Annotated in this window: 21 protein-coding genes; 11 read left to right on the top strand and 10 right to left on the bottom strand. The window is 62.5% G+C overall.

All coding sequences use genetic code 11. The features are described 5' to 3' along the window. Positions 1-93: 93 nt before the first annotated feature. From DOM32_RS02955 to DOM32_RS02945, 3 genes are all read left to right on the top strand, one after another. Positions 94-1,470 (top strand): glutamine synthetase family protein, encoded by a 1,377-nt coding sequence (locus tag DOM32_RS02955; RefSeq protein ID WP_110630971.1) that lies wholly within the window; start codon positions 94-96, stop codon positions 1,468-1,470. A 100-nt stretch (positions 1,471-1,570) separates the two neighbouring features. Beyond that, positions 1,571-2,974 carry an aspartate aminotransferase family protein gene (locus tag DOM32_RS02950; protein WP_110630969.1) on the top strand — a complete coding sequence of 468 codons (1,404 nt, stop codon included), beginning with the start codon at positions 1,571-1,573 and terminating at the stop codon, positions 2,972-2,974. Continuing rightward, positions 2,971-4,470: an aldehyde dehydrogenase gene (locus tag DOM32_RS02945; RefSeq protein ID WP_110630967.1), complete on the top strand. Its 1,500-nt coding sequence runs from the start codon at positions 2,971-2,973 to the stop codon at positions 4,468-4,470. Before DOM32_RS02950 ends, DOM32_RS02945 begins: the two co-directional genes overlap by 4 nt. Before the next feature lie 90 nt (positions 4,471-4,560). Here the strand turns inward: DOM32_RS02945 and DOM32_RS02940 are convergent, their stop codons facing one another. The 5 genes from DOM32_RS02940 to DOM32_RS02920 all read right to left on the bottom strand — a co-directional run bounded on the left by DOM32_RS02940 (position 4,561) and on the right by DOM32_RS02920 (position 9,658). After that, positions 4,561-5,112 carry a cupin domain-containing protein gene (locus DOM32_RS02940; protein ID WP_071231136.1) on the bottom strand — a complete coding sequence of 184 codons (552 nt, stop codon included), beginning with the start codon at positions 5,110-5,112 and terminating at the stop codon, positions 4,561-4,563. Between the two features lie 23 nt (positions 5,113-5,135). Next, positions 5,136-5,606 carry a Holliday junction resolvase RuvX gene (ruvX, locus tag DOM32_RS02935; RefSeq protein ID WP_071231137.1) on the bottom strand — a complete coding sequence of 157 codons (471 nt, stop codon included), beginning with the start codon at positions 5,604-5,606 and terminating at the stop codon, positions 5,136-5,138. Beyond that, positions 5,606-6,163 (bottom strand): YqgE/AlgH family protein, encoded by a 558-nt coding sequence (locus tag DOM32_RS02930; protein WP_071231180.1) that lies wholly within the window; start codon positions 6,161-6,163, stop codon positions 5,606-5,608. The genes ruvX and DOM32_RS02930 overlap by 1 nt, the downstream gene beginning before the upstream one ends. Positions 6,164-6,307: 144 nt before the next feature. Beyond that, positions 6,308-7,264, bottom strand: a complete 957-nt coding sequence (gene gshB / locus DOM32_RS02925) for a glutathione synthase (protein WP_071231138.1) — start codon at positions 7,262-7,264, stop codon at positions 6,308-6,310. Between the two features lie 108 nt (positions 7,265-7,372). Continuing rightward, positions 7,373-9,658, bottom strand: a complete 2,286-nt coding sequence (locus DOM32_RS02920) for a prolyl oligopeptidase family serine peptidase (protein ID WP_244179777.1) — start codon at positions 9,656-9,658, stop codon at positions 7,373-7,375. A gap of 329 nt (positions 9,659-9,987) precedes the next feature. Here DOM32_RS02920 and DOM32_RS02915 point away from each other — a divergent pair, with 329 nt between their 5' ends. The 3 genes from DOM32_RS02915 (at position 9,988) to DOM32_RS02905 (ending at position 13,562) form a co-directional block, all read left to right on the top strand. Beyond that, positions 9,988-11,367 carry a GntP family permease gene (locus DOM32_RS02915; protein WP_071231139.1) on the top strand — a complete coding sequence of 460 codons (1,380 nt, stop codon included), beginning with the start codon at positions 9,988-9,990 and terminating at the stop codon, positions 11,365-11,367. A 44-nt stretch (positions 11,368-11,411) separates the two neighbouring features. Further along, positions 11,412-12,179: an SDR family oxidoreductase gene (locus DOM32_RS02910; protein WP_110630965.1), complete on the top strand. Its 768-nt coding sequence runs from the start codon at positions 11,412-11,414 to the stop codon at positions 12,177-12,179. Between the two features lie 249 nt (positions 12,180-12,428). Further along, positions 12,429-13,562 carry an alkene reductase gene (locus DOM32_RS02905; protein WP_110630962.1) on the top strand — a complete coding sequence of 378 codons (1,134 nt, stop codon included), beginning with the start codon at positions 12,429-12,431 and terminating at the stop codon, positions 13,560-13,562. Positions 13,563-13,852: 290 nt separating this feature from the next. Here DOM32_RS02905 and rph read toward each other — a convergent pair whose 3' ends face one another. Continuing rightward, positions 13,853-14,575: a ribonuclease PH gene (gene rph, locus DOM32_RS02900; protein WP_110630960.1), complete on the bottom strand. Its 723-nt coding sequence runs from the start codon at positions 14,573-14,575 to the stop codon at positions 13,853-13,855. A 172-nt stretch (positions 14,576-14,747) separates the two neighbouring features. Between rph and DOM32_RS02895 the strand changes: the two genes are divergently transcribed. Both DOM32_RS02895 and DOM32_RS02890 read left to right on the top strand, forming a co-directional pair. Then, positions 14,748-15,611 carry a YicC/YloC family endoribonuclease gene (locus DOM32_RS02895; RefSeq protein WP_110630958.1) on the top strand — a complete coding sequence of 288 codons (864 nt, stop codon included), beginning with the start codon at positions 14,748-14,750 and terminating at the stop codon, positions 15,609-15,611. A gap of 5 nt (positions 15,612-15,616) precedes the next feature. Next, the gene (locus DOM32_RS02890) at positions 15,617-16,471 is read left to right on the top strand and encodes a protein NO VEIN domain-containing protein (RefSeq protein WP_110630957.1); all 855 of its coding nucleotides are present in this window, start codon (positions 15,617-15,619) and stop codon (positions 16,469-16,471) included. A gap of 383 nt (positions 16,472-16,854) precedes the next feature. Here the strand turns inward: DOM32_RS02890 and DOM32_RS02885 are convergent, their stop codons facing one another. The 3 genes from DOM32_RS02885 to DOM32_RS17690 form a co-directional block, all read right to left on the bottom strand. After that, the gene (locus tag DOM32_RS02885) at positions 16,855-17,442 is read right to left on the bottom strand and encodes a hypothetical protein (protein ID WP_110630955.1); all 588 of its coding nucleotides are present in this window, start codon (positions 17,440-17,442) and stop codon (positions 16,855-16,857) included. A gap of 857 nt (positions 17,443-18,299) precedes the next feature. After that, positions 18,300-19,226, bottom strand: coding sequence for a Kiwa anti-phage protein KwaB-like domain-containing protein (locus DOM32_RS02880; protein ID WP_110630953.1), 927 nt, complete (start codon positions 19,224-19,226; stop codon positions 18,300-18,302). After that, positions 19,223-19,816, bottom strand: a complete 594-nt coding sequence (locus tag DOM32_RS17690; RefSeq protein ID WP_157957010.1) for a hypothetical protein — start codon at positions 19,814-19,816, stop codon at positions 19,223-19,225. Before DOM32_RS17690 ends, DOM32_RS02880 begins: the two co-directional genes overlap by 4 nt. A 671-nt stretch (positions 19,817-20,487) precedes the next feature. Here DOM32_RS17690 and DOM32_RS02865 point away from each other — a divergent pair. Both DOM32_RS02865 and DOM32_RS02860 read left to right on the top strand, forming a co-directional pair. Next, positions 20,488-21,723, top strand: a complete 1,236-nt coding sequence (locus DOM32_RS02865) for a CynX/NimT family MFS transporter (protein ID WP_110630947.1) — start codon at positions 20,488-20,490, stop codon at positions 21,721-21,723. An 86-nt stretch (positions 21,724-21,809) separates the two neighbouring features. After that, positions 21,810-22,649: an inositol monophosphatase family protein gene (locus DOM32_RS02860; protein WP_110630945.1), complete on the top strand. Its 840-nt coding sequence runs from the start codon at positions 21,810-21,812 to the stop codon at positions 22,647-22,649. Positions 22,650-22,816: 167 nt separating this feature from the next. Here the strand turns inward: DOM32_RS02860 and DOM32_RS02855 are convergent, their stop codons facing one another. Further along, a complete protein-coding gene (locus DOM32_RS02855; RefSeq protein ID WP_110630943.1) occupies positions 22,817-23,890 on the bottom strand; it encodes an SDR family oxidoreductase in 1,074 nt (357 codons plus the stop codon). A gap of 174 nt (positions 23,891-24,064) precedes the next feature. Between DOM32_RS02855 and DOM32_RS02850 the strand changes: the two genes are divergently transcribed. Next, complete coding sequence (locus DOM32_RS02850) at positions 24,065-25,018, top strand: LysR family transcriptional regulator (protein WP_110631170.1); 954 nt, start codon at positions 24,065-24,067, stop codon at positions 25,016-25,018. Positions 25,019-25,057 lie beyond the last annotated feature (39 nt).

Here is a 25,057-nt window from a genome sequence, read left to right as displayed (position 1 = left end):
GAAGCTCAGCGAATAACCCGTAAATAATTTGACAACAATACCGGGCAGACGGAACACTATCAACGACCATAATAAACGATCGCAGGTGACATCATGTCCTCCCTTCCCGTCGACGAGGCTCGTGACTTCCTGGCGCGTCACCCCGCTATCGATAGCATCGATCTGCTGCTGAGCGACCTCAATGGCGTGCTGCGCGGCAAGCGGATTCCCCGGGAAAATCTCGAAAAGGCCTACGTCAACGGCATCAATCTCCCCGGCTCGGTCTTCGCGCTGGATATCACCGGCAACACGATCGAGGAGACCGGCCTGGGCCTGGACATCGGCGACTGCGACCAGGTCTGCCGCCCGATTCCCGGCACCCTGATGCCGACGCCCTGGCTGCGGGACGGCCACCAGGGGCAGTTGCTGATGACCATGCGCAACGAGCACGACGGCCCGTTCTTCGCCGACCCGCGCAACGTCCTCGCGCAACAGGTGCAGCGCCTCAAGGCGATGGGGTTCACGGCCGTCGTCGCGCTGGAGCTCGAGTTCTATATCGTCGATCGCACGCGGGACGACCTGGGCCGGGTGCAGCCGCCCCGCTCGCCGGAAACCGGCGAACGCGCGACCACGAGCCAGGTGTATTCGATTTCGGAGCTCGACGAGTACGCCGGGTTCCTGGGCGACATCCAGGCCGCGGCCGCCACCCAGAACCTCCCGCTGGACACGGCGCTGAAGGAGTGCGCTCCGGGGCAGTTCGAGATCAACCTGGTGCACGGCAGCGACGTGCTCAAGGCGTGCGACAGCGCGGTGCTGCTCAAGCGCCTGATCAAGGGCATCGCCGTCAACCACGGCTTCGAAGCGACGTTCATGGCCAAGCCCTACGACGCGGAAGCCGGCAACGGCATGCATGTCCACATGAGCCTGCTCGATGCCCACGGTCGCAACGTCTTTGCCGCCGCCGACGAGAATCCGCTGGGCACCGAGATGCTGCGCCACGCCATCGGCGGCCTGCTCAGGCTGATGCCGGAATCGGTCGCCCTGATGGCCCCGAACCTCAACTCCTTCCGCCGTTTTCAGCCGGGGCTCTATGTTCCCATGGCGCCGACCTGGGGCTTCGACAACCGTTCCGTGGCCCTGCGCATTCCCTCCGGGCCCAATGCCGCACGGCGGATCGAGCATCGTGTCGGCGGCGCCGATGCCAACCCCTACCTGCTGCTGGCCACCCTGCTCGCTTCGGTCATTCACGGCATCGCCAACCGGATCTCCCCCGAAGAGATCGTCACCGGCAATGCCTACGAGCAGTTCGACCCGGTACTGACCAACAGCTGGTCTCGGGCGCTGGAGCTGCTCGAGCGGTCCGAGGTGTTGAACGAGGCGCTCGGCCAGGACTTCCTGAAAGTGTTCCTGGCGAACCGCCGTGCCGAGCGGGCATCCGCCATGCAGGTGGTCAGCCGGCTCGAGTACGACTGGTACCTGCGCCACGTCTGACCCGTGGAGCGTCACATCGGCGAACCGCCAGCGACGCCACCACGACGGCATCACCGCCGCCGATCCCAAATCCGGCACGTCCACCCAGGAGGAGCACGCCATGACATCGCCAGATGCCGCAAGACTCAAGGCGCTCGACCGCGATCACTACATGCACCCCTTCACCGATTTCAAGGCGCTGGGTGACGAAGGCAGTCGACTCATCACCGCCGCCCACGGCGTCTACATCGAGGACGACGAAGGCCGGCAGATCCTGGATGCGATGGCGGGGCTGTGGTGCGTCAACCTGGGCTATGGCCGCCAGGAGCTGGTCGACGCCGCGACCCGGCAACTGCAGCAGCTGCCCTACTACAACAGCTTCTTCAAGACCACGCACCCGCCGGCGGCCGAGCTGGCCGACACCCTCTGCGGCCTGGCGCCGGGTCATATCAACCGCGTGTTCTTCACCGGTTCCGGCTCCGAGGCCAACGATACGGTGTTGCGCATGGTGCGCCGCTACTGGGCGCTCAAGGGCCAGCCCGAAAAGCAGTGGATCATCGCCCGCGACAACGCCTATCACGGCTCGACGGTCGCCGGCATGAGCCTGGGCGGCATGGCGCCGATGCAGGCCCAGGGCGGGCCCTGCGTGCCGGGCATCGCCCACATCCGCCAGCCTTACTGGTTCGACGAAGGGCGAGAGATGTCGCCCGAGGCGTTCGGCAAGGTCTGCGCCGAGGCGCTGGAGGCGCGCATCCAGGCGCTGGGGCCGGACAAGGTCGCCGCCTTCATCGCCGAGCCGGTGCAGGGCGCGGGCGGCGCGATCATCCCGCCGGAGAGCTACTGGCCGGCGATCAAGGCGGTGCTGTCGCGATACGACATCCTGCTGGTCGTGGACGAAGTCATCTGCGGCTTCGGCCGCCTGGGCGAATGGTTCGGCAGCGTTCACTACGGTCTCGAACCGGACCTGATGTCGGTCGCCAAGGGCCTGTCGTCCGGCTACCTGCCGATCGGCGGCGTGCTGGTCGCCGACCGTGTCGCCCGGACGCTGATCGACGACGGCGGCGAATTCCATCACGGCTTCACCTACTCCGGGCACCCCGTCTGCGCCGCCGTTGCGCTCGAGAACCTCAGGCTGATGAAGGCCGAAGGCGTCGTCGAGCAGGTGCGCCAGGTGACGGGGCCGTATCTGGCGAAGCGCTGGAAGGCGCTAGAACGGCATCCGCTCATCGGCGAGGCCCGCTCCCTGGGACTGATCGGCGCGCTCGAGATCGTCGCCGACAAGGCCACCGGGGCGCGTTTCGACAAGTCTCTCAAGGCCGGCGAAACCTGCCGTGACATCTGCTTCGAGCTCGGGCTGGTGATGCGCTCGGTGGGCGACACGATGATCATCTCGCCGCCGCTGGTCATCACCGAGGCCCAGATCGACGAACTGCTCGCGCTGGCGACGGCCGCGCTGGACGAAACCGCACGCCGGCTGCAGGCCCAGGGGGCCACCATTTCGGCAACGAAGGAGACAACGACATGAGCCTGACGCCAACGCTGGCCGACTGGCAGGCCAGGGCCGCCACCCTTGCCGCCAGCCTCGAGACACGCGCCTTCATCGACGACGAGTTCGTGGCGGCCGAGAGCGGCGAGACCTTCGCCACGATCAACCCCGCGACGGGAGACACCCTGGCCGACGTGGCGAGCTGCGATGCCGCCGACGCCGACAAGGCGGTGGCCGTGGCCCGCGCGGCGTTTACGCGTGGCGACTGGGCGCGGCTGGCGCCCACCGAACGCAAACACGCGCTGCTGCGCCTGGCCGCGCTGATGGAGAGCCATCGCGACACGCTGGCCCTGCTCGACACGCTGGACATGGGCAAGCCGATCAACAGCGCCCAGAGCGATGTCAGCGGCGCCATCGGCTGCATCCGCCACCAGGCCGAATCGATCGACAAGCTCTACGGCGAGGTGGCGCCGACCGGCGACGATACCCTCGCCTTGGTGCTGCGCGAACCGCTGGGTGTCGTCGCCGCCATCGTGCCGTGGAATTTCCCGCTGATGATGACGGCCTGGAAGATCGGCCCGGCGCTCGCCGCCGGCAACAGCGTCATCCTCAAGCCCTCCGAGAAGTCGCCGCTCTCCGCGCTCTATCTGGCCTCGCTGGTGCGCGAGGCGGGCCTGCCGCGCGGGGTTTTCCAGGTGCTGCCGGGCTTCGGCCACACCGTCGGCAAGGCCCTGGCGTTGTCCATGGAGGTCAACTGCCTCGCCTTCACCGGCTCGACCGGCGTCGGCAAGCAGCTGCTGCAGTACGCCGGTCAATCCAACCTGAAACGGGTGTATCTCGAGTGCGGCGGCAAGAGCCCGAACATCGTCTTCGCCGACTGCAAGGACCTGGACCGGGTGGCCCGCCACGCCGCCGAGGCGATCTTCTACAACCAGGGCGAGGTCTGCATCGCCGGGTCACGCCTGCTGGTGGAAAACAGCGTGCGCGAGGCCTTCATCGACAGGCTGCTCGCCGCCGCCGAATCGATGCAGCCGGGCGATCCGCTGGACCCGGAAAGCTTCATGGGCGCCATCGTCGACCGTACCCAGTACGAGCGGGTGCTGGACTACATCCGCCAGGGCGTGGAAGAAGGGGCGCGGCTGCGCATGGGCGGCAAGGCCCTCGACGGGCCGGGTCTGTTCATCGGCCCGACCGTGTTCGACGGCGTCACCGACGACATGGTCATCGGCCGGGAGGAGATCTTCGGTCCGGTGCTGTCGGTGTTCGGCTTCGATACCGAGGAGGAGGCGATCGCGCTGGCCAACGACAGCGACTACGGGCTGGCGGCCGGCTTCTGGAGCCAGGACATCGATCGCATCATGCGGGTCACGCGGCGCCTCCAGTCCGGCCAGGTCTTCGTCAACAACTGGGCCGGCGGCGACCAGACCGTACCCTTCGGCGGCGTCAAGCAGTCCGGCAACGGGCGCGACAAGTCGCACCACTCGCTGGCAGAGTACTCCGAGCTCAAGAGCGTCTGGATGTCGTTGTCGCCGTGAAACCGGCATCGTGAAACCGTCGTCATGAACCCGTTGTCGTGAAACCGTCGTCGTGAACCGATGCCGCTCGTGGCAGGCCGCCACGAGCGATCAGAACGTCTTGGCGGGGGTGGCGCAGCTGACGAGCCGGCAGGCCGACTTGCCGGGGTTGCGGAAGCGGTGGGGGATGTTGGTGTTGAAGTAGTACGCCTCGCCCGGCGCCAGTGTCCGCGTCTGGGCGCCGATCGTGATCTCGATCTCCCCCTCGAGCACGACCCCGGCTTCCTCGCCCTGATGGGCGATCATCTCGCGTCCGGTATCGCTGCCGGCCGGATAGGTCTCGATCATGAACGACAGCGCCCGCGACTCCCGGTTGGCCCCCACCAGCTTGTAGATCACGTCGCCGGCGCCGACATCGGTCAGCTCGTCGGCGCCGAAGAAGACCTGGTTGCGGTTCTCCAGATCCATGGTGAAGAAATCCCCCACGCTCATGGGAATGGCGTCGAGGATCTTCTTCAGCGAGCTGACGGAGGGGCTGACCTTGCCCTGCTCGATCAGCGACAGGCTGGAGTGGGTCACGCCACAGCGCTTGGCCAGCTCTCGCTGGGAGATGCCGCGAAAGGTTCTCAGGGCTCGCAGGCGAGCGCCGACATCATCAGACATCCATTCTCTTCCTTAGGCGATGGTCACCGTACGTCGGGGATACCGGACGGAAGCGACTCGCGGTTGAACCAGCTCTCCAGGATCAACTGCGCGGCGATGCCATCCACGCCGCGATCGCGGTAGTTGCCCTTGTGGCCCTGCCCCTGGGCGATCAGCTTGGCGGCGCGGGTGGTGCCGCGCTCGTCGAACATCTCGACCGGCTTGCCGAAGCGCCCGTGCAGGCGGTTGCCGAACTTGCGGGCACGCACGCTCATCTCGGATTCGCTGCCGTCGTCGTGGATCGGCAGCCCCACCACCAGCAGATCCGGCTGCCACTCCTTCAACAGCTTCTCGACCTTGACCCAGTCCGGGATCCCGTCGCGAGCGGTCAGCGGCTCCAGACCGCTGGCGGAACACAGCATCTCGTTGCCGACCGCCACGCCGATACGCCGCGTGCCGTAGTCGAACGCCATGACAAGACGCCGGCCCAGCTTGCCATCCATCGCCGCTGCCATCAGGCGTGTCCGGCGTCGCGGGTCATCAGGTTGAGATCGACCCCGAGGATGCCGGCGGCCGCGCTCAGGCGCTGCTCCGGCGGGCGCTCGAACAGGATCGCGGCGTCGCCTTCGACGGTCAGCCAGGTGTTCTGCTTGAGCTCGTCCTCGAGCTGGCCGGACTTCCAGCCCGCGCATCCCAGCGTCACCAGGTACTGCTCCGGGCCGCGTCGCTGGGCGATCGCCTGCAGCATGTCCATCGACGTGGTCAGCGCCAGGCCGTCGGCGACCTGGATGCTGGAATCCCAGTCGCTGGCGTTGCCACGGTGCAGGATGAAACCGCGATCGCGGTAGGTCGGCCCGCCGTTGTAGACCAGCACATCGTTGTGCGGGCCGGGCTCGGATTCGATATCGAGCTGCTCGAACAGCCCGTCCAGCGTCAGCTCCGAGGGGCGGTTGACGATGACGCCCAGGGTGCCGTCGTCGTCATGATCGCAGAGATAGGTCAGCGTCCCTGCGAAGTTGGGATCTTCCAGGTGCGGCATCGCCATCAGGAAATAGTGTTTGAGGCTCTGCATCGGCGTAGGCATGGATGTTGGCCTGTTCGTGGACATAGGGCTCCGTCGGGCATCGCGCAGCGGCCCGGCCCGGCAAACAGGCCGCGAACCGCCAGTCATGGAGGAAAGGGGTCCAGTGTATCACCTGTGCCAGGCTAGACCGGATCAGCCGAGTCGCTTGGCGATCGCCGCCATCAGCTGAGCGGCGATATCGGTGCCGCGCTGGTCGTCGATCTCGCGCACGCAGGTGGGGCTGGTGACGTTGATCTCGGTGATGTAGTCGCCGATCACGTCGAGGCCGACGAACAGCAGGCCCTTCTCGCGGATCATCGGCTGCACCTGTTCGACCAGCCAGTAGTCGCGATCCGTCAGCTCGCGGGAGACGCCGCGGCCGCCGGCGGCCAGGTTGCCGCGGGTCTCGCCGGCGCTGGGAATGCGCGCCAGCCCGTAGGGCACCGGCTCGCCGTCGACCAGCAGGATGCGCGTATCGCCATCCTTGATCTCCGGCAGATAGCGCTGGGCCATGATCTGGCGCTGGCCACGCTCGGTGAGCTGCTCGATCACCGCGCCGAGATTGCGGCCTTCGGGGCCGATATGGAAGATGCCGGTGCCGCCCATGCCGTCCAGCGGTTTGAAGATGGTATCGCCATGCTCGGCCTGGAAGGCGCGCAGCACCGCATCACGGCAAGAGACCACCGTCGGCGGAATGCAGTGGGCGAACTGCTGGGCGAACAGCTTCTCGTTGCACTCGAACAGCGCCCGGGTCGGGTTGACCACCAGCGTGCCTTCCCGCTCGGCAAACGCCAGCAGATGGACGGCGTTGAGGAAGTGGCTGTCCACCGGCGGATCCTTGCGCATCAGGATCACGTCGAGCTCGCCGAGCGGCATGGCCTCGCGCTCGCCCAGGTCATACCAGTGCTGCGGATCGCGATGCACCTTGAGCGGGCGCACGCTGCCCATGGCGCGCCCTTCGTAGAGGTAGAGATCTTCCTGCTCGAGATAGTAGAGCGACCAGCCCATCGCTTCCGCCGCCCACAAAAGCGTCAGGGTGGTGTCCTTCTTGTAGGTGATATCGGCGATGGGGTCCATCACCACGCCGAGCTTGATAGCGTTCTGGCTCATCGATCGGGTCTTCCAGAAGAGGTATTGAATGGGCCGCAGTATGACGCAGCTCTCGCCGCGTCACCAAAAGAGATCGCGTTCAAAGCTCCCCGCTCGGCCTCGGATGCCTCACTCGCCATCACCCAGCTCGTTCCACAAGAACCGCCACGCCAGCGCGCCCAGCTTCGCCCGCTGGGCATTGTCTGCCGCGCCGCCGTGGCCGCCTTCGGTGTTTTCGTAGTAGTAGACGTTGCCCGCGCCCATCGCTTCCATGCGCGCCATCATCTTGCGGGCGTGGCCGGGGTGGACGCGGTCGTCCCGGGTCGAGGTGGTGAACAGCACCGCCGGATAATCCACGCCCTCGCACAGGTTGTGATACGGCGAGTAGTCTTTGAGGAAATTGTCCCAGTCGTCGCTGTCCGGGTCGCCGTACTCCGCCATCCACGAGGCGCCCGCCAGCAGCAGGTGGTAGCGCTGCATGTCGAGCAGCGGCACCTCGCACACCGCCGCAGCGAAGTGATCCGGGTAGCGGGTGATCATGTTGCCGACCAGCAGGCCGCCGTTGGAACCGCCCTGGATGCCGAGCTTGTCCGGCGTGGTGACGCCGGTGGCGACCAGATCCTCGGCGACGGCGGCGAAGTCCTCGAACGCCTTGTGCCGTTCGCCCTTGAGCGCGGCGCGATGCCAGCGCGGGCCGTACTCGCCGCCGCCGCGAATGTTGGCGACCACGTAGGCCCCGCCGCGGGAAAGCCAGCTGCGCCCGGCGCCGGCGATGTAGTGCGGCGTCAGCGAGATCTCGAAGCCGCCGTAGCCGTAGAGCAGCGTCGGCAGCGGCGCGGTCGGCCTGTCAGCGTTGCCGTTCGCTGGATCTCCCGCGCCGGCCGGCAGCACCAGAAAGTAGGGAATCGACGTGCCGTCCAGGCTGGTGGCGAAGCGCTGCGTCACCTGCATGCCTTGCGTCTCGAAGAAGCTCGGCGCGCGCTTGACCGTTTCCGGCGGCGCGTCTAGTTGCGCCAAATCCCGATGTTTCAGGTCCAGGCGCGCCAGCGTCGTGGGGGTGAGATAGTCGGTAATGATGACGAAGACCTCGTCGCTCTCCTCGTCGTCGACGGCCGCGACGCCGATCTCGCCGGTCGCGGGCAGCCCGGCCAGCGGCCGCGGCGACCAGTCGTCGCCCTGCCCCGGCGTCAGTACCTGCAGGCGATGCTTGACGTCCTCGAGGACATCCAGCACCAGGTAGTGCCGTGTCCACTCGAAACCTTCCAGCGAGCGGTGCGCATCCGGCACGAACAGCGTGGTGAAGTCGCGATCGCCGCGCTTGAACGTCTCGTAGTCGATCGCCAGCAGCGCACCGCTGGGATACGTCACGGCGGCGTCGTTCCCGCCGTTCCCGCCGTTCCCGCCGTTCCCGCCGTTCCCGCCGTTCCCGCCGTTCCCGCCGTTCCCGCCGTTCCCGCTATTCAGGGTCCAGTCCTCGCGCAGATGGACCAGCAACCATTCCCGATGGACCGATGCCTGGGCGGAGAGCGGCACCTCGATGGGCACATGCTGTCCATCCGGCGTGATTTCGAGCAGACGCTGCTCGTAGAACGCCAGCGCGTGATGGATGAAGTCGCGTTCGAAGCCGCGAGTGCTATCGTGGAAGGCGACGGCCATCAAATCCTGCTCGGCGGCCTCGAAGACGGTTTCCGCCTCGCTCAGCGGCTCGCCCCGCCGCCAGCGCTTGACGCGCCGCGGATAGCCGGAACTGGTCAGCGAATCGTTTTCCGAGCCCGAGTCGGCGCCACCGAAGTCGGTATAGACGAACACCGTGTCGCGGTCGATCCAGCTCATGCCGCCCTTGGCCTCCGGCCGCGTGAAGCCGTGTTCGCCTTCGCGATCGACCCCGCCCCCGACCCAGCGCTTGCCGATGAGATCGAACTCGCGGGTGACGTCGGCATCCGCGCCGCCGCGGGAGAGCGAGATCAAGGCGCGCTCCCAGGGCTCGCCGGGATGCGCCGGTTCCAGGCAGCTCGCGCCGTGCCAGACCCAGTTCTCCCCTTCGGCGGCGTTCAGCGCGTCGACGTCGATCAGCACCTCCCACACCGGTCGCGGCTGCCGATAGGAATCCCAGGTGGTGCGTCGCCACAGGCCGCGCGGATGTTCGGCGTCCTGCCAGAAGTTGTAGTAATGCTCGCCGCGTTTCACCACGAACGGAATGCGGTCGTCGGCGTCCAGAATCTCGCGCAATCCGGTCTCCAGCGACGCGAACTCGGCGTCCGCGAAGCGCGCCAGCGTCCGGCGGTTCTGGTCCTCGACCCAGGCCAGCGACTCGGCGCCATCTATCGCCTCCAGCCAGCGGTACGGGTCTTCGTTCGGGACGCCGGCCGTCTCGGGATCGGCCGACTGGTAACGACAAGGCGGAAAGTGAAGCACGGGCATCTCCAGAAAGCGGTCCAGAAAACGGTTCAAAAACCGATTCAAAAAACGGTTCGAAAAAACAGCTCGAGAAAACAGTCGTGGCTGCCGTTGAGCCTAGCATGCGCCAGTGACTCATGGCTGATGGCCGCAATGATTGCAGCCATCAGGCGATAAAAAATTGGCGATACGTGACCAGCTGTCCGACGCTGAGAGTGACCCAGCCAGTGTTGGCCGTATCTGGCCACCGCTCAGACCGTTCGCGCGGCCGGCCACCAACGTCGTATTGGCCGTGCTCTGGCTTCGTGCAACGGTGGCATCGCAATGACCACTTCCGGGAGAGCCTCATGGACGACTGGACGCAAACCCTGACGGCAGGACCGCTGTTGGGTATCGCCGCTGCAGCGATCGCACTGCTGCTGATCCTCATCATTCGCTTTCATCTGCACGCCTTTCCGACACTGGTGCTGGTCAGCCTGCTGACCGCGTTCGCCACCGGCATCCCCGCCGGCGCCATCGTCGATACCATGACCGACAGTTTCGCCGGCACGCTGGGTTCGGTGGCACTGCTGGTCGGCTTCGGCGCGATGCTGGGCAAGCTGGTGGAGCACTCCGGCGGCGCCCAGGTGCTGGCGGAACGGATGGTATCGCTGTTCGGCGAGGCCCGCGCCCCGTTCGCGCTGGGCATCGCTTCGCTGATCATGGGCTTTCCGATCTTCTTCGATGCCGGCCTGATCGTGATGCTGCCGATCATCTTCGCCGTGGCCAAGCGTCTGGGTGGTCCGGTGCTGCTCTACGCCCTGCCGGCGGCGGCGGCGTTCTCGGTGATGCACGTGTTCGTGCCGCCGCATCCCGGCCCGGTCACCGCCACCGAGCTCTACGGCGCCAACCTCGGGCTGGTGCTGCTGGTGGGCATCCTCATCGCCTTCCCGATGTGGTATCTCTCCGGTTACCTGTGGGGGCGCTTCGCCGCCAACCGCTTCGATTTTCGGCTGGAAGTGAGCCTGTTCGGCGGCCAGGACAACGACGAGATTCAAAATCCGCCTGGCGTCGGCACGGTCATCGCGCTGCTGTTGCTGCCGCTGGCACTGATCTTTCTCAACACCGGGCTCGACTTCGCCCGCGCCGCCGGCGTGGCCGACAGCGACGCCACCTGGTTCCAGTTCCTCTCCTCGCTGGGCGAGACGCCGATCGCGCTGCTGATTTCGGTACTGGTGGCGATCTACGTGCTGGGCAGCCGTCGCGGCGAAGGCGGCAGCGCCCTGGAGAAGATCGTCGACTCCTCGCTGGGGCCGATCTGCTCGGTAATCCTGATCACCGGCGCCGGCGGCATGTTCGGTGGCGTGCTGCAGGCTTCCGGCATCGGCGATGCGCTGTCCGATTCGATGAGCGACCTGGGCCTGCCGGTCATCGCCGCCGCCTACCTCGTCGCCGTGGTGATGCGTCTGGCGCAGGGTTCCGCCACCGTGGCGCTGGTGACTGCCGCCGGGCTGATGGCGCCGGCCGTGGCCAATGGCGATTTCTCCGCCATGCAGGTGGTCGCGATCACGCTGGCCACCGCCGCCGGCTCGGTCTTCGCCGGCCACGTCAACGACTCCGGCTTCTGGCTGGTGGGCCGCCTGCTGGGAATGGACGTGAAGACCACGCTGATGACCTGGACCGTGCAGCAGGCGCTGGAGTCCCTGGTCGGGTTCGTGCTGGCCTGCGTGGTTTACCTGATTTTCTAGATCGCAGACGCGCTAGCCATTGAAATTGGCCATAAGGGAGAACGATGAAAGACCTATTCGACATTCGCGACCGGCTGGCGCTGGTCACCGGTTCCACGCGCGGGCTGGGCAACGCGCTGGCACGCGGGCTGGCCGAACAGGGCGCCCACGTGATTCTTCACGGGCGCCGGCAGGAAGCGGCCGAGGAAGCCGCCCGGAAGCTGGCGGCGGAAACCGGCGCCAGCGTCGATGCGGTGGCATTCGACGTGACCGATGCCGAGGCCGTGAAGGCCGCCATCGACCCGCTGGTCGAGCGTCTCGGCGTGCCGGACATTCTGGTCAACAACGCCGGCCTGCAGAAGCGCGCCCCGTTCAACGACTTCGACCCCGCCGACTGGGAGGCGGTAATCGCCACCAACCTCTCCAGCGCTTTCTATGTCTCCAAGGCGCTGAGCCCGGCGATGTCCGAGCGCGGCAGCGGCAAGATCGTCAATATCGGCTCGGTGCAGTCGAAGCTCGCGCGGGAAACCATCGTGCCCTATGCCGCCTCCAAGGGTGGCGTGGCGCTACTGACCCAGGGCATGGCGGCGGATCTGGCCCGCTACGGCATCCAGGTCAACTGCCTCTCCCCCGGCTACTTCCAGACCGACATGAACCAGGCGCTATGGCAGGACGACGACTTCAACGCCTGGATCGAGAAGCGCACCCCGGCGCAACGCTGGGGCCAGGTCGAGGAACTGGTGGGCACGCTGATCTACTTCTGCTCCGGCGCATCGAACTTCGTCTCCGGGCAGAACGTGTTCGTCGACGGCGGCATGACCTCGGTGGTCTGAACACGCCTCACGACAGCGATCCAGCGATCCAGCGATCCAGCGATCACCGCTAGCCGGCGATAGCTTTCCTGTATCGGGTCAGTCGCAAGGATTCATTGTTGGCTGGCTAATTGTTTCCTAGACTTTGGTCCAATGACCGCGAGCCCAGATCGGGCTCGTTTTGCTTTTGGCCTGACCTCATAAGGCCCAATGTCATCATTGATTACGACATCATCGCTGATTACGGCATCGTAAAAAGGAGTTCACGATATGACATCGCTTTTCGAACCGTTCGATCTCGCCGGCACTCGCCTGAACAACCGCATCGTCATGGCGCCGATGACCCGCGCCCGCGCCAAGGGTGACGTGCCCGACGAGATGGGCGCGCTCTACTATCGCCAGCGCGCCAGCGCCGGGCTGATCATCTCCGAAGGCAGCCCGATCTCCCGCGAGGGCCAGGGCTACCTGTTCAACCCGGGCATCTTCGGCCCCGACCAGATCACCGGCTGGAAGAAAGCGACCCAGGCCGTGCATGAACGCGGCGGCGTGATCTTCTGCCAGACCTGGCACGTCGGCCGTGTCTCGCATACCTCGATCCAGTTGAACGGCGCCGCGCCGATCAGCAGCTCCGACAAGCAGGGCGGCATGGCCTTCGGCTACAACGAAGACGGGCAGCCCGACATGCTGGCGGCCACCAAACCCCGCGCCGCCACGACCGAAGAGTGCCGCCGGCTGGTCGAGGATTTCGGCCAGGCCGCGCTCAACGCGCGCAATGCCGGCTTCGACGGGGTCGAGCTGCACGGCGCCAACGGCTATCTGCTCGAGCAGTTCATCAACGCCGGCATCAACGATCGCACCGACGAGTACGGCGGCTCGCGGGAAAATCGCTGCCGCCTGCTGCTCGAATCGATCGACGCCTCCATCGCCCTGATCGGCGAGCATCGCGTCGGCGTGCGTCTGACGCCCTACGGCACGCTGTTCGACATGCCGCTGTATGACGACATCGAAGGCACCTATCTCTACCTCGCCGAAGAGCTGAGCAAGCGCAACCTGGCCTATGTCCATATCATGGATCAGGGCGCCCAGGGGCAGAACGCGCTGCCGCGCGAGTTCCTGCGCAAGTTCCGCGACGCCTATCACGGCACGCTGCTGTTCGCCGGCAACCTCGACAAGGCGGAAGCGCAGCGCCTGGTCGACGACGGCATCATCGACCTGCCGGTGTTCGGCCGCCCGTTCACCTCCAACCCGGATCTGGTCGAACGCCTGCAGAACGACTGGCCGCTGGCCGAGTTCGATCCGGACACCTTCTACGGCGGCGATGCTCGCGGCTACGTCGACTTCCCCACCTACGAGGAAGAGCAGGCACGCCTGGCACGCGAGAAGATGATCAAGGAAAAATCCTGATCCCGGCTCGCGGATCGCGCTGACGATCGTTCGAGACGGTCGTCCCGAATCATTGCATCATCCACAACGAGAAACGCCCCNNGGGGCGTTTCTCGTTTGCCTGTCGGCAGGCGTTAGGGAAGCGCTGAATAAATCGTCGAGCAGGATGAAGTGGGCGGCATTCCGTCGCAAGGCGCACGGAGCGCAGCAACCGGAGCCTATGGGGTATAGGTGAGGATTCCGACCGGGCTGGCGCTCCAGCACCGCGCAACGCAGCGATTCGCCTGCGCAGACATTTAGGCAGTGTTTCCTTAGCGGCGGATGCCCAGCGCCTCATGCTGCTTGGCAAACAGCGCCTGACAGCCGCTCTCGGCCAGGTCGAGCATGCCGTTGAGCTCGGCGCGGGAGAACGCTTCCGCTTCCGCCGTGCCCTGCACCTCAATCAGCTTGCCATCTTCGGTCATTACCACGTTCATGTCGGTATCCGCGGCGCTGTCTTCCGGATAGTCCAGGTCGAGTACCGGCGAGCCCTTGTAGACGCCCACCGAGATCGAGCTGACCAGCTGACGGAACGGATCGGTCTTGATCATCTTCTTGCGCTGCATGTACTGCAGCGCCTCGACCAGCGCCACGCAGGCCCCGGTGATCGAGGCCGTGCGCGTGCCGCCATCGGCCTGCAGCACGTCGCAGTCGACCGTGATCGTGAACTCGCCGAGCTTCTTCAGATCCACCGCCGCCCGCAGCGAACGGCCGATCAGGCGCTGAATTTCCAGCGTGCGCCCGCCCTGCTTGCCCCGCGCCGCTTCACGGCCGCCGCGAGTGTGGGTCGCGCGCGGCAGCATGCCGTATTCCGCCGTCACCCAGCCCTGGTTCTTGCCGCGCAGCCAACGCGGCACGCCGGCTTCGACGCTGGCGTTGCACAGCACCTGGGTATCTCCGAAGCTCACCAGCACCGAGCCTTCGGCGTGACGGGTAAAACCGCGGGTCAGCGTGACCTCGCGGGGCTGATCGGGTTGTCGTCCACTCGGGCGCATGAAAGCCTCTCGATCCAAAACATCAATGACAGAAGCGCCACACTGACGGCGCCTCATGGAGGTCGGCCATTCTACACGGGTCAGCCGCACATTCACGGCTACCGAGCGGCCGCCAAGCGCCTTGTCGATGCGGTACACTCCAACGATCAGCTCGACGATTCAAGGAATTCCCATGCCCCACAGCATGACCGCCTTCTCCCGCCAGACCCATGAGGCCAACTGGGGCAGCCTGCAGCTCGAACTGCGCTCCGTGAACCAGCGCTACCTGGAGCCCCACTTCCGCCTTCCCGATGCCCTGCGCGATCTCGAACCGCACTTCCGCGAAGCGATGCGCCAGCGTCTCGCCCGCGGCAAGGTGGAGTGCTCGCTGCGCTTCGACCCCGCCGAAGGCAACGCCGCGCCCGGGATCAACGCCGATCAGCTCGCCGCGCTCTCCCAGGCTCTGGAGCAGGTACGCGCCCAGTTGCCGGAAGCACCGATGCCCAACGCGCTGGAACTGCTCGCCCACCCCGGCGTGATGGCCACCCAGCGTCTGGATTTGGAAAGCGTCAAGGCCGCCGCGCTCGAACTGTTCGACACCGCGCTGAACGACCTGCAGACCGGCCGCGCCCGCGAAGGCGAGCGCTTGGCGGAACTGATCAGCGAGCGGCTCCAGGGCGTGCGCGAGCAGGTCGCCGTGGTTCGCGCCCACCTGCCGACGATTCTCGAACGCCAGCGCAAGCAACTGATCGAACGGCTGGAAAGCGCCAGGGCCGAACTCGACCCGCAGCGGCTGGAAGCGGAAATGGTGATGGTGGCGCAGAAGGCCGATGTCGCCGAAGAACTCGACCGGCTGGAGACCCATGTCACCGAAGTCGAGCGCCAATTGAAGCAAAAAGGCCCGATCGGCCGACGCCTCGACTTCCTGATGCAGGAACTCAACCGCGAAGCCAACACCCTCTCATCCAAGGCCATCGTCGCCGACACCACCCGCTGCGCGGTGGAGCTGAAGGTGCTGATCGAGCAGATGCGGGAACAGATTCAGAATTTGGAGTGAGCAGCATGCGCCGAGCGGCACCTTGGAGCGTTACTGAAGTCGAAGCCATCGTCGCAACGTACCGGCAGATGCTCGTCGCCGAGCTGAGTGGGCAGCGCTACAACAAGCGTCAACTCAACCAAGCGTTGATGGAACGGCTCCAAGATCGCTCAAGGTCTTCCATCGAATACAAACACCGCAATATCAGCGCCGTACTGCGCGACGCGGACTGTCCCTACGTGAGCGGCTACAAGCCCTTGAGCAACTACCAAGGAATGCTCGTCGAAGCCGTAGAGCGGGTATTGTTGGGTAGTGAGCTCTTCGATCGTGCCGCTCGTTTTGCGGCCGAGCGCCCGGCTGTCGATTCGGCCGAGCCAGTCGACGATGCCATTATCGTCATGCCCCCCGAGTCGTCTCGGCCACGACATAGCATCAATGAGAAGCCCGCCGCCTACGAACGGCAACCGCGCAAGCGAGACTATCTAGCGCGCGAGGCCCAGAACCGTGAACTCGGTCTAGCCGGCGAGCGTTTCGTGGTCAGCTACGAACAACACCGCTTGATGCAGGCCGGCCATGCCAAACTGGCCGATAAGGTCGAACATATCGCGGAGACGCAGGGCGACGGCGCGGGGTTTGACGTCCTCTCTTTCGAAGCGGATGGCCGGGAGCGATGGATCGAAGTCAAAACGACAACATTCGCCATCGAAAGCGCCTTTTTCATCTCGCCCAATGAACTGGCCTGCTCTCGCTCACACGCCGACCGCTACCACCTTTTCCGCCTATTCGACTTCCGGCAACGACCGCGGATGTATTGTTTACAAGGCGATCTGTATGATCATCTGTGGCTGGAGGCCAATAGCTACCGGGCAGGAATAATTTAGATCTCGCTAACACACGTACCACAGTCATCGTCAAAAGTTGTGCGAATGAAGCGTAGTTCGACGGCTAGATGGTCCGATGAGGGATACCCGAACACCTGCACGCGCCGAAAATGGTACATAAAAGGCAGCGTGATGCTGATAGAGATTGGCCGAGCAGCTCTCCCCACTCAACCGCCGAGGGCAACGCAGCAAGAAGCTGGTGGGGGTGGTGGACGAACTGAATCAGAAGATGGGGCACGGCACCGTCAGTCAGGATCGGTACGCCCAGCGCCGGTGCCGCATGACACCTGCGCTGCGCACATCGGTCGTCGAAGTATACAATGAGGCGAGAAGATGTTCCGGGTGCGAAGACTTAAAGTCACTACCGAGACGAACCTAAAGGCTCAATCCGCCATGAAGTTACTTTCGAAAAGTAAGATTTCTCTATAGAGCTCGTCTTCAAAATCATCACCACCTTGGAATTTAAACTCCCGTTTCTGGTGGAGATCCAGCACGACGCACTGTTCAAGGGGGAAGCCGCAAGATTCGGACATGATATAGCAAATATAATTAGCCCTTTTAACCGTCATAGATTGAGAGCCATTCAAATGCAGCTTTATAAGCTTTGCATTGTTTTCGACAATGTAATTTAACTCTGGGTTACAAATTATCCTAGTAGAAGCATAAGTGTAGACGCCTTTAGGAGAATCAAACTGCTGAACACTTTTCCCCTGAATCCAGCCTATAAACTTATCTATTAAGCTTTTATAGTGGGGACGTTTTTTTTCGCTAACTCTATCAACAATCGCCTGCAGCTCGATAAAGGATTTCTTATTTTTTACAAGGCCTTTAAGAGCCGGCCTCAACGATACGTAGAAATCTCGATAATGCTGGTACTCACCACGACCCTTGAGCTTCTGTGTCCGTCCCTTTTTTAACTGAGGGTTAGACGTAACGATGTACGAAAAATCAGAAACGTTTATTTCCGGCATGTAGCCTCCAGACAGTGCTCATTCGAGTGATTCGGCCCGATCTTTCACGGATGCACACAGCGCATGTGTATCTTCCAACACCTAAATTAACATTATATTACAATAAAGATGATAATCAATACATCGGCAGATAGAGGCCTACCAAAGGTGAATAAAAGTAGAGTAGATGAAAGAGGATTCGACTTGAGTCACGAAGGCTAAAGAGGGTTTACCAGCTCCTCATCATCCCCTTCGCCCGGCTTGTTCACACGGGTCGGGACAGCCCAATGTATGACCGAATCAGCGGGGATAGGCCGCACAAAGCGGCGAACAGTATCGCGGTCGGTGAGCTCCGGATCGAGCTAAGATTTCAGGCTTTCATCTTTAAAAATCAATGGTACGTGGTAGTACACGCTCCCCGCCGAGCCGCGGGTCGGTTCGATGATGATAGTGAGACACGGCTTGCCATCGGCGCGCTAGGTTCAGACACCGGTGAAGAAGAATGGCTCGCGATCCTCTCGGCAAAGGAAATACGGCTGCTTAGGTTTGTGCCGGGCAGCTCCCCAAATCAGCCGTCAGCGGGTATCAGAGGCAACTGTGACGCTGAAACGCCGCCTGATAGAAATTCGATGTCGCCACCGTTCCAACGCGTGCGTTGATCGGCTGCGGCACTCACTCTTCTGCCCACTTCGGCTTATAGCTCCACCGCTCGCTATCGAACATCAACTGCATATCATCCGCCTGTCACCGAATTCGCGAAATCTAAATGCTTGGCGCCACTGTAGCGTGGCGCCAAGCATCATCATCGCGAAGCTCACCGAAGCGTTGAGCGAATCGCGGGTATGTGCTGTAAAGAAGAAGTGGTTACGCACCAGCTTTCACACATCTTCAGTATGCTGAACATCGTAGACTTTATCTTGATAGTGTGAAATTAGACGATGATCAAGAAGCGCTTGAAATATATCTCTACAAACATCATCCGTCACAACAATCTTGTTATTATCATCAACTTCAATGTTCAGCCTGAGGCGATCCTTATTATTAATCAAGCTTTCAATAAAGCCAGAGTCCTTATAATACCCTTTTTGCTGAATAGCAGCCGCTCGCCTTAAATGTATCTTATTATTCCCCACATATTTTTTGATTGGCCCAACATCATTAAAAAGGTCAACGAAGTTCATATCGTTATTGAGCTGATTAAAGTTAGCTAGATGAGCTTGCTTATATCTAAGAATAGATTCGCAATTATTTTTTTGCAGCGCAAATACAGTGTTATTACAAACCAAAATATCAAACTTCTTTTGAAGAGAAAACGTATCCGAGTCTTCCACCTCGAGTTCTTCACCAGTGAAATGCACGGAAAAGAAATTTCGCCTATTAATATTTTTCCATTCTGAGGGTGTTTTCTTTATTCCATAAATAGCTCTCCCATCCTTAACGAACTTAGCGACATAGAAGACCGCATTTTCGATATGCTTTACCTTTTTAATCTTATTTTTATCATTTTGCTCCTCGCAAGCATCAATGATTAACCCCACGTGAGTCTCTTCGTAAGGTATAGTAAGCGCACTATTTTCATTAGTTTGCGCAAGAATATCATAAGGTGAAACTTCAGAAACTCTGTCGATTTCGCTTTGCACAACTTGTGAAAGCCCTAGGTCAAGGTTTTCTCCAGTTTCTATCCAGCGTCCTGTATATCTAGGAAGATCCTTGTTAGTAGCATCCTGACCAGTTTTGAATATCCATAAGTGAACATTTGCATTGTTGACATCAAACGCCTTTAGAGACTCAAAATCTTCGCTCACTGCTTCCTCCGCACTATTATCACATCTTGTATCTTGTTATGGCTAATCCATTTTCCAGAAACCACCTCTAGATTAGAAAGCATAACTCCAGACTTCTCCAAACCACCTTCCTTTAAAACATACGAAACTTCGTAAAACTTCCAGTTAAAAATAGCAAGGACAGGATTCAAAACAGCTCGCCCCGATTTAAAAGTTATCCAAAACAACCATGCCAAAAAAATTAAATAGCCTAAGAACTCTTTAGGCTCCGAGTAGTTTATGGATATAAATGCGACCAAGTATGGAAGCACATAGTTCATCAGATCCATAGGAACATGCTTAATTTCAAGAAGCTTGATTTCGTACTTGCACCTAATTCTGCTAAGCAAAAATAGAGACAAAAATAAGCAAGCTAGGCAAAATGCGACTATTCCAAAACCAAAACCCGGATTATAGAACGGCAGATAGCAACTTTCGACGCCAGAAAAATATCCCCAACAAACATTATCCCCAAGCGCAGATTCATCAAAATCTTTAATCAAGAGGATGACGCTAAGTGGTAGATAAGAACCACAAAAAATCAAAAATGCTGATGGAATTTTAAGCTGCATCTACCTATCTCAAACTTAAAAAAGTGTCATTACAAGGCGCATCTCAATGTTAAAATCATCCGAAAAAAATGTTTACCTCAAAGCCGTCCCGCTTTCCGTCATGCCTGTCCAATAACTCCATGCCTGGAGATCCTCGGGCTTGATCAACTCCCGCTCGTAGACCAGATTGTCACTGATCAGTATCCACGCTCCACCAGCTACGCGCTGCACTCGCTTTAGTCGTAGCTCGTCGACCATACGCAGCAGAAGCTTCCTTTTTAGAGTGCGTAGACACGATTGACCAGCACCTACTCACGGCCGAGGATCGATCCGATTCTTGGCAGTCGCCATCCCGTCCGATAGTGAACCATGTTACAAGGCGATACAAAAGCGCCTGACCGCTATTTCATTTTCGAGCAGAAGTTAAAATAGCGCCGCCCGCAATTTCAGCTTCGCATCAACGCATCAGTGCCGCCCCTGCCCCTGCCCCTGCCCCTGCCCCTGCCCCTGCCCCTGCCCCTGCCCCTGCCGCCACGAGACTAGCAGAACATCACAACACCCAACCCCGTTCCTGAGGTCGAAACCACTACCACCCTCGACCATTGGCGTAGAAGCGTCCCCGTTGTCGCCATGATCGGCTACCCTTGCGTCCCTGGCTTTGCCGCCGATATAGCACCTTTCGATCTCCAAGGATGGCTCTCTTGTCGACTTCCGTGATGCCCCGCCGGGGCGTTCTGACTCTCGTCGCGTTGCTGCTGGTGGCGCTCAATCTTCGCCCGGCGCTGACCAGCGTGTCGCCGGTGCTCGGCAGCATCGCTGAGGCGCTGGCGCTCTCCCCCAGCTGGCAGGGCATTCTGACAACCCTGCCGGTGCTGTTCCTGGGTCTCGCGGCGCCGCTGGCACCCAAGCTGGTGCGTCGCATCGGGCCGGAGCGCAGTGTTTTTGCCGCGCTTGTGGTGTTGGCGGTGGCGCTGCTGGCGCGGCCCTATATCGGCACGCCGGGGCTGTTTCTGGGTACGGCTGTCGCCGGGGGCTGTATCGGGGTCATTGGGGTGTTGCTGCCGGGTATCGTCAAGCGGGACTTCCCCCGTCGCGTCAGCATCATGACGGGGCTCTACACCGTGGCACTCAACCTCGGCGCTTCTGCTGCCGCGGGCACTACGGAGCCGCTGCGTCAGGCGTTGGGCGGGCTTTGGCAAGACGCGTCCCAAGGGGCTTCTCACAGTTCCTGGCAGGGCGCGCTGGCGTTCTGGCTGCTGCCGGCGGTGATCGCCGCATTGTTCTGGCTGCCGCAGCTCAAGGGCACCAAACCCGCTCGCGTACCCGTCCGTCGCGGGGCGCGCCTGCGTCACGATCCGCTGGCGTGGCAGGTGTCGCTGTTCATGGGGTTGCAGTCGTCGCTGGCGTACATCGTGTTCGGCTGGCTGCCGACGATCCTGCAGGATCGCGGCCTGGCGGCAGTCACCGCGGGGCTGGCGCTATCGGTGTCGATCCTGCTGCAGGTGACCACGGCGATCCTGGCGCCGTTGATCGGTAGCCGCATGCGTGACCAGCGGGCGGTGCTAATCGGCGTCATGGGGCTCACCCTGATCGGGCTGCTGGGCTGTCTCTATGCGCCGATCGGCAGCGTGTGGCTGTGGATCGTGGTGCTGGGGCTGGGTCAGGGCGGCACCTTCAGCATGGCGTTGACCCTGCTGGCACTGCGCGCGCCGGATGCGACCACAGCGGCCAGCCTCTCGGCAATGGCTCAGGGCATCGGCTATACCCTGGCGGCGATGGGGCCGCTGCTGGTCGGCGTGCTGCACGACTGGAGCGGCGGCTGGAACGTGGTGGGCGTTCTGGTGAGCGCGATTGCCCTCGGCGCGCTGGTGATGGCGCTGGGTGCCGGGCGCGACCGCCAGGTGGCGTCGACCTCTGGTGTGAATTGACGGCGCGAATTGAAGATTCGGGCTGACGAACCCGGGCGCCGGAATCGGTTACTCTAGAAGAGCAACCAACGACCCCGGAGACTCGCATGCCAGCCAGAGCCATCAGCCTCGAGCAACAGCAGCGCCTGATCGAGATCGTGCGCAATGCCGCCAAAACCGAAATCCTGCCGCGCTTTCGTAATCTCTCCGAAGACGCGATCCGCTCGAAGAGCGCGCCGGACGATCTGGTGACCGACGCCGACCAGGGCGCGGAGCGGATGATGACGGCGGCGATCCGCGAGCTGATGCCGGAGGCGACGGTGATCGGCGAGGAGGCGGTGGCCGATGCCAGCGCCAATCTCGACGATATCGCCGGCGCGGAGCTGGCACTGATCATCGACCCGGTCGACGGCACCTGGAACTTCGCCCGCGGGCTGAACCAGTTCGGGGTGATTCTGGCGGCGACCAGCTTCGGCGAGACGATCTTCGGCCTGCTCTACGATCCGCTGGCGGACGACTGGATCGTCGCCCGCCACGGCGAAGGCGCCTGGTTCGGCCGCCCCGACGGCACCGAGCGCAAGTTGCAGGTCTCGGATACCGCCAGGTTCGACGAGATGGTCGGCTCCACCTCGATCCGGCTGTTCCCCAAGGCGCAGCAGTATCAGCTCTCCGCGACCTTCCCCGACTTCCAGCGCATGATGGCCTTCGGCTGCGCCTGCCATGAGTACCGCACCATGGCGTTCGGCTTCGTCGATTTCATGCTCACCGGCAAGCTGATGCCGTGGGATCACGCTGCGGGGTTGATGATCCACGCCGAAGCCGGCGGCTATTCAGCGCTGCTGGACGGCACGCCCTACCAGCCGACGATCCATCAAGGCAGCGTGCTGGCCGCTAGCTCCCGGGCGCATTGGGAGCGGCTGCGTGACAATTTCGCGTTTTTGATGTGAAGGCGATCGACCCGTGTAGGGTTCGTTGATGACGACGAAAACCGGCGCCGAAAAGGCGCCGGTTTTCTTTCTATCGTCAATACAGACTCGTCGATAAGGACTGCCGTCAATAAAGGCTTGCTGCCAACGAAGATCCGTGTCGATCAAAAAATGATCAGCCAGACCGATCAGGGAATGATCTTCTCGGCGCGCAGACGATCGAACAGGTCGAAGAAGGCGCCACGCGTCTCGCGGAAGTGATCGAAGCCGAAGTCGCGGGACTTGGTGGTGTCGTTGACGCACTCCTGATCGCGGCCCAAATCGGCATCGGTGTGCCACCAAGAAGCGAGTTTGCTGACATCCGGCTCGACCAGATCGTGCTTCGCGGCAATTTCGCGCCAGGTTGATTCGGCACCGGCCATCTGTTGTTCCAGCGGCTGCATTGTATCCGGGTCGTCCGAGGCTTCGGGCCCCTGAACCTTGAGGTCAAAGTACTCGCCGATCTCGCGCCACATCCGGCGCCAGCGGAAGACATCGCCATTGACGGTGTTGAAGGCCTGGTTGGCCGCGCCCGGCGTGGTGGCAGCCCACTCCATCTGCCGCGCCAGTACCAGCGCGTCGGTCATGTCGGTGAGCGCGTTCCACTGGGTCTGCGAGCCCGGGAACACGAACGGCTGGCCGGTCTCCTTGCAGATCGAGGCGTAGACGGCGAGCGTCGTGCCCATGTTCATGGCGTTGCCGCGGGCATAGCCGATCACGGTGTGCGGGCGGTGCACGTTCCAGTTGAAGCCGTGGCGCTCGGCGGCTTCGAAGAGCACGTCTTCCAGCGCGTAGTAGAAGTTGTCGCCCGGCACGCGCGGCTCGGATTCGCGGAACGGGGTTTCGGTGCGTCCGCTGCCGTAGGCCTCGAACGAGCCCAGATACTGCTTGGTGCCGGTCACCAGCGAGGCGTGATCGAGCTTGTCGCTGTCGAGCCCGGCGAACAGGTTGCGCATCATCGCGCTGTTGGCCTCGACGTTGGCCTTCTCGTTGTCGCGACGGATCCAGGTGCAGTAGAAGACGTGGGTGATCGGCAGGCCGGCCAGCGCCTGCTTGGTGGCGGCTTCGTCCAGCAGGTCGGCGGTGACGGGAATCACGCCGCTCTGCTCGGTGGCGCGCCGAGACAGGCCGTAGACGGTCCAGCCGCTGGCGACCAGATGAGTTGCCAGATTGCCGCCGGTGATGCCGGTCGCGCCGACGACGAGTGCAGTGCCTTTACGCATGATCGATGACCTCCTTCCGAGTTCAGGAAGATCCGGCATCGCGCCGGATCGATGAACGCAGTCTGGTAGCGTCTGATCGTTGCTACAATCGAAAGTGTCGCAAATCTTTATTGCACTAAACGCAATTTCAGAAATTTCAAAGCAATGGATTTCAACGCCGTGAATGTCAATTCGCTGGATCTCAACGCCCTGCGCGTGTTCGAACGGGTCGCGGCCACCGGCAGCTTCACCGCGGCCGCGCACCATTTTCACCGGGCGGTCTCTTCGGTGTCACGCCAGATTCGCGGGCTGGAAGAGGCGGTCGGCCAGCCGCTGCTCTATCGACACACTCGGGCGGTCGCGCTGACCGAAGCCGGTTGGCGCTACTACGAGGAAGTGCGCGAGATTCTGGAACGGCTCGATCTCGCCACCGAAGCGTTGGCGTACCCTGACGCCGAGCCCAGCGGCGTATTGCGGATCAACGCGCCGGTGGCTTTCGGCCAGCGCCAGATCGTGCCGCTGTTGCACCGGTTCCAGCGCCATCACCCGGGCATCACTGCCGAGCTGCAACTGAACGATCATGTCGTCGATCCGGTGCGAGAAGGCCACGACATCACCTTTCGTGTCGGCGATCTGGCCGACTCCTCGCTGGTGGCGCGCCGCCTGGCGCCGATGAACTATGTAGTGGCCGCGGCGCCGAGCTATCTTCAAGCGCATGGCGAACCTCGCACGCCCGAGGCGCTGGCCGAGCACAACTGCCTGCTCTATCAGGGCGAGATGGGCCGCCAGCGCCGGTATTTTCAGGCACCGACGCAGAGCGGCCCGACCCCGTTCGAGGTCAGCGGCAACCTCTACAGCAACGATGCCGAAAGCCTGCTGCGCGCCGCGCTGCTGGGGCAGGGTCTGGTGCTGTTTCCGACCTGGCTGGTCGCCGATGCGCTGGTGCGCGGGGAACTGGTGCCCCTGCTCGAGGCGTGGCGCAGCGAGGTGATGCCGGGCCGGCGCGACATTCACGTGCTGACCACCGAGCGCCGGCTGCGCACGCGCAAGGTGCGCGCATTTCTCGACTACCTGCAGGCATCGCTGGAGCCGCAACCCGCCTGGGATCGGTGGCGGGAGAGGATCGGCAACGCCCCGCCGACGCTGTAGCTCGGTGGCCTGCCGGCGCTCCACCGCCCACGGCAGACC

Source organism: Salinicola salarius (assembly GCF_003206135.1).
GTDB classification, from domain to species: domain Bacteria; phylum Pseudomonadota; class Gammaproteobacteria; order Pseudomonadales; family Halomonadaceae; genus Salinicola; species Salinicola salarius.
Note: the sequence above shows the minus strand (reverse complement) of the source record. Positions and strands in the feature narration are given on the sequence as shown.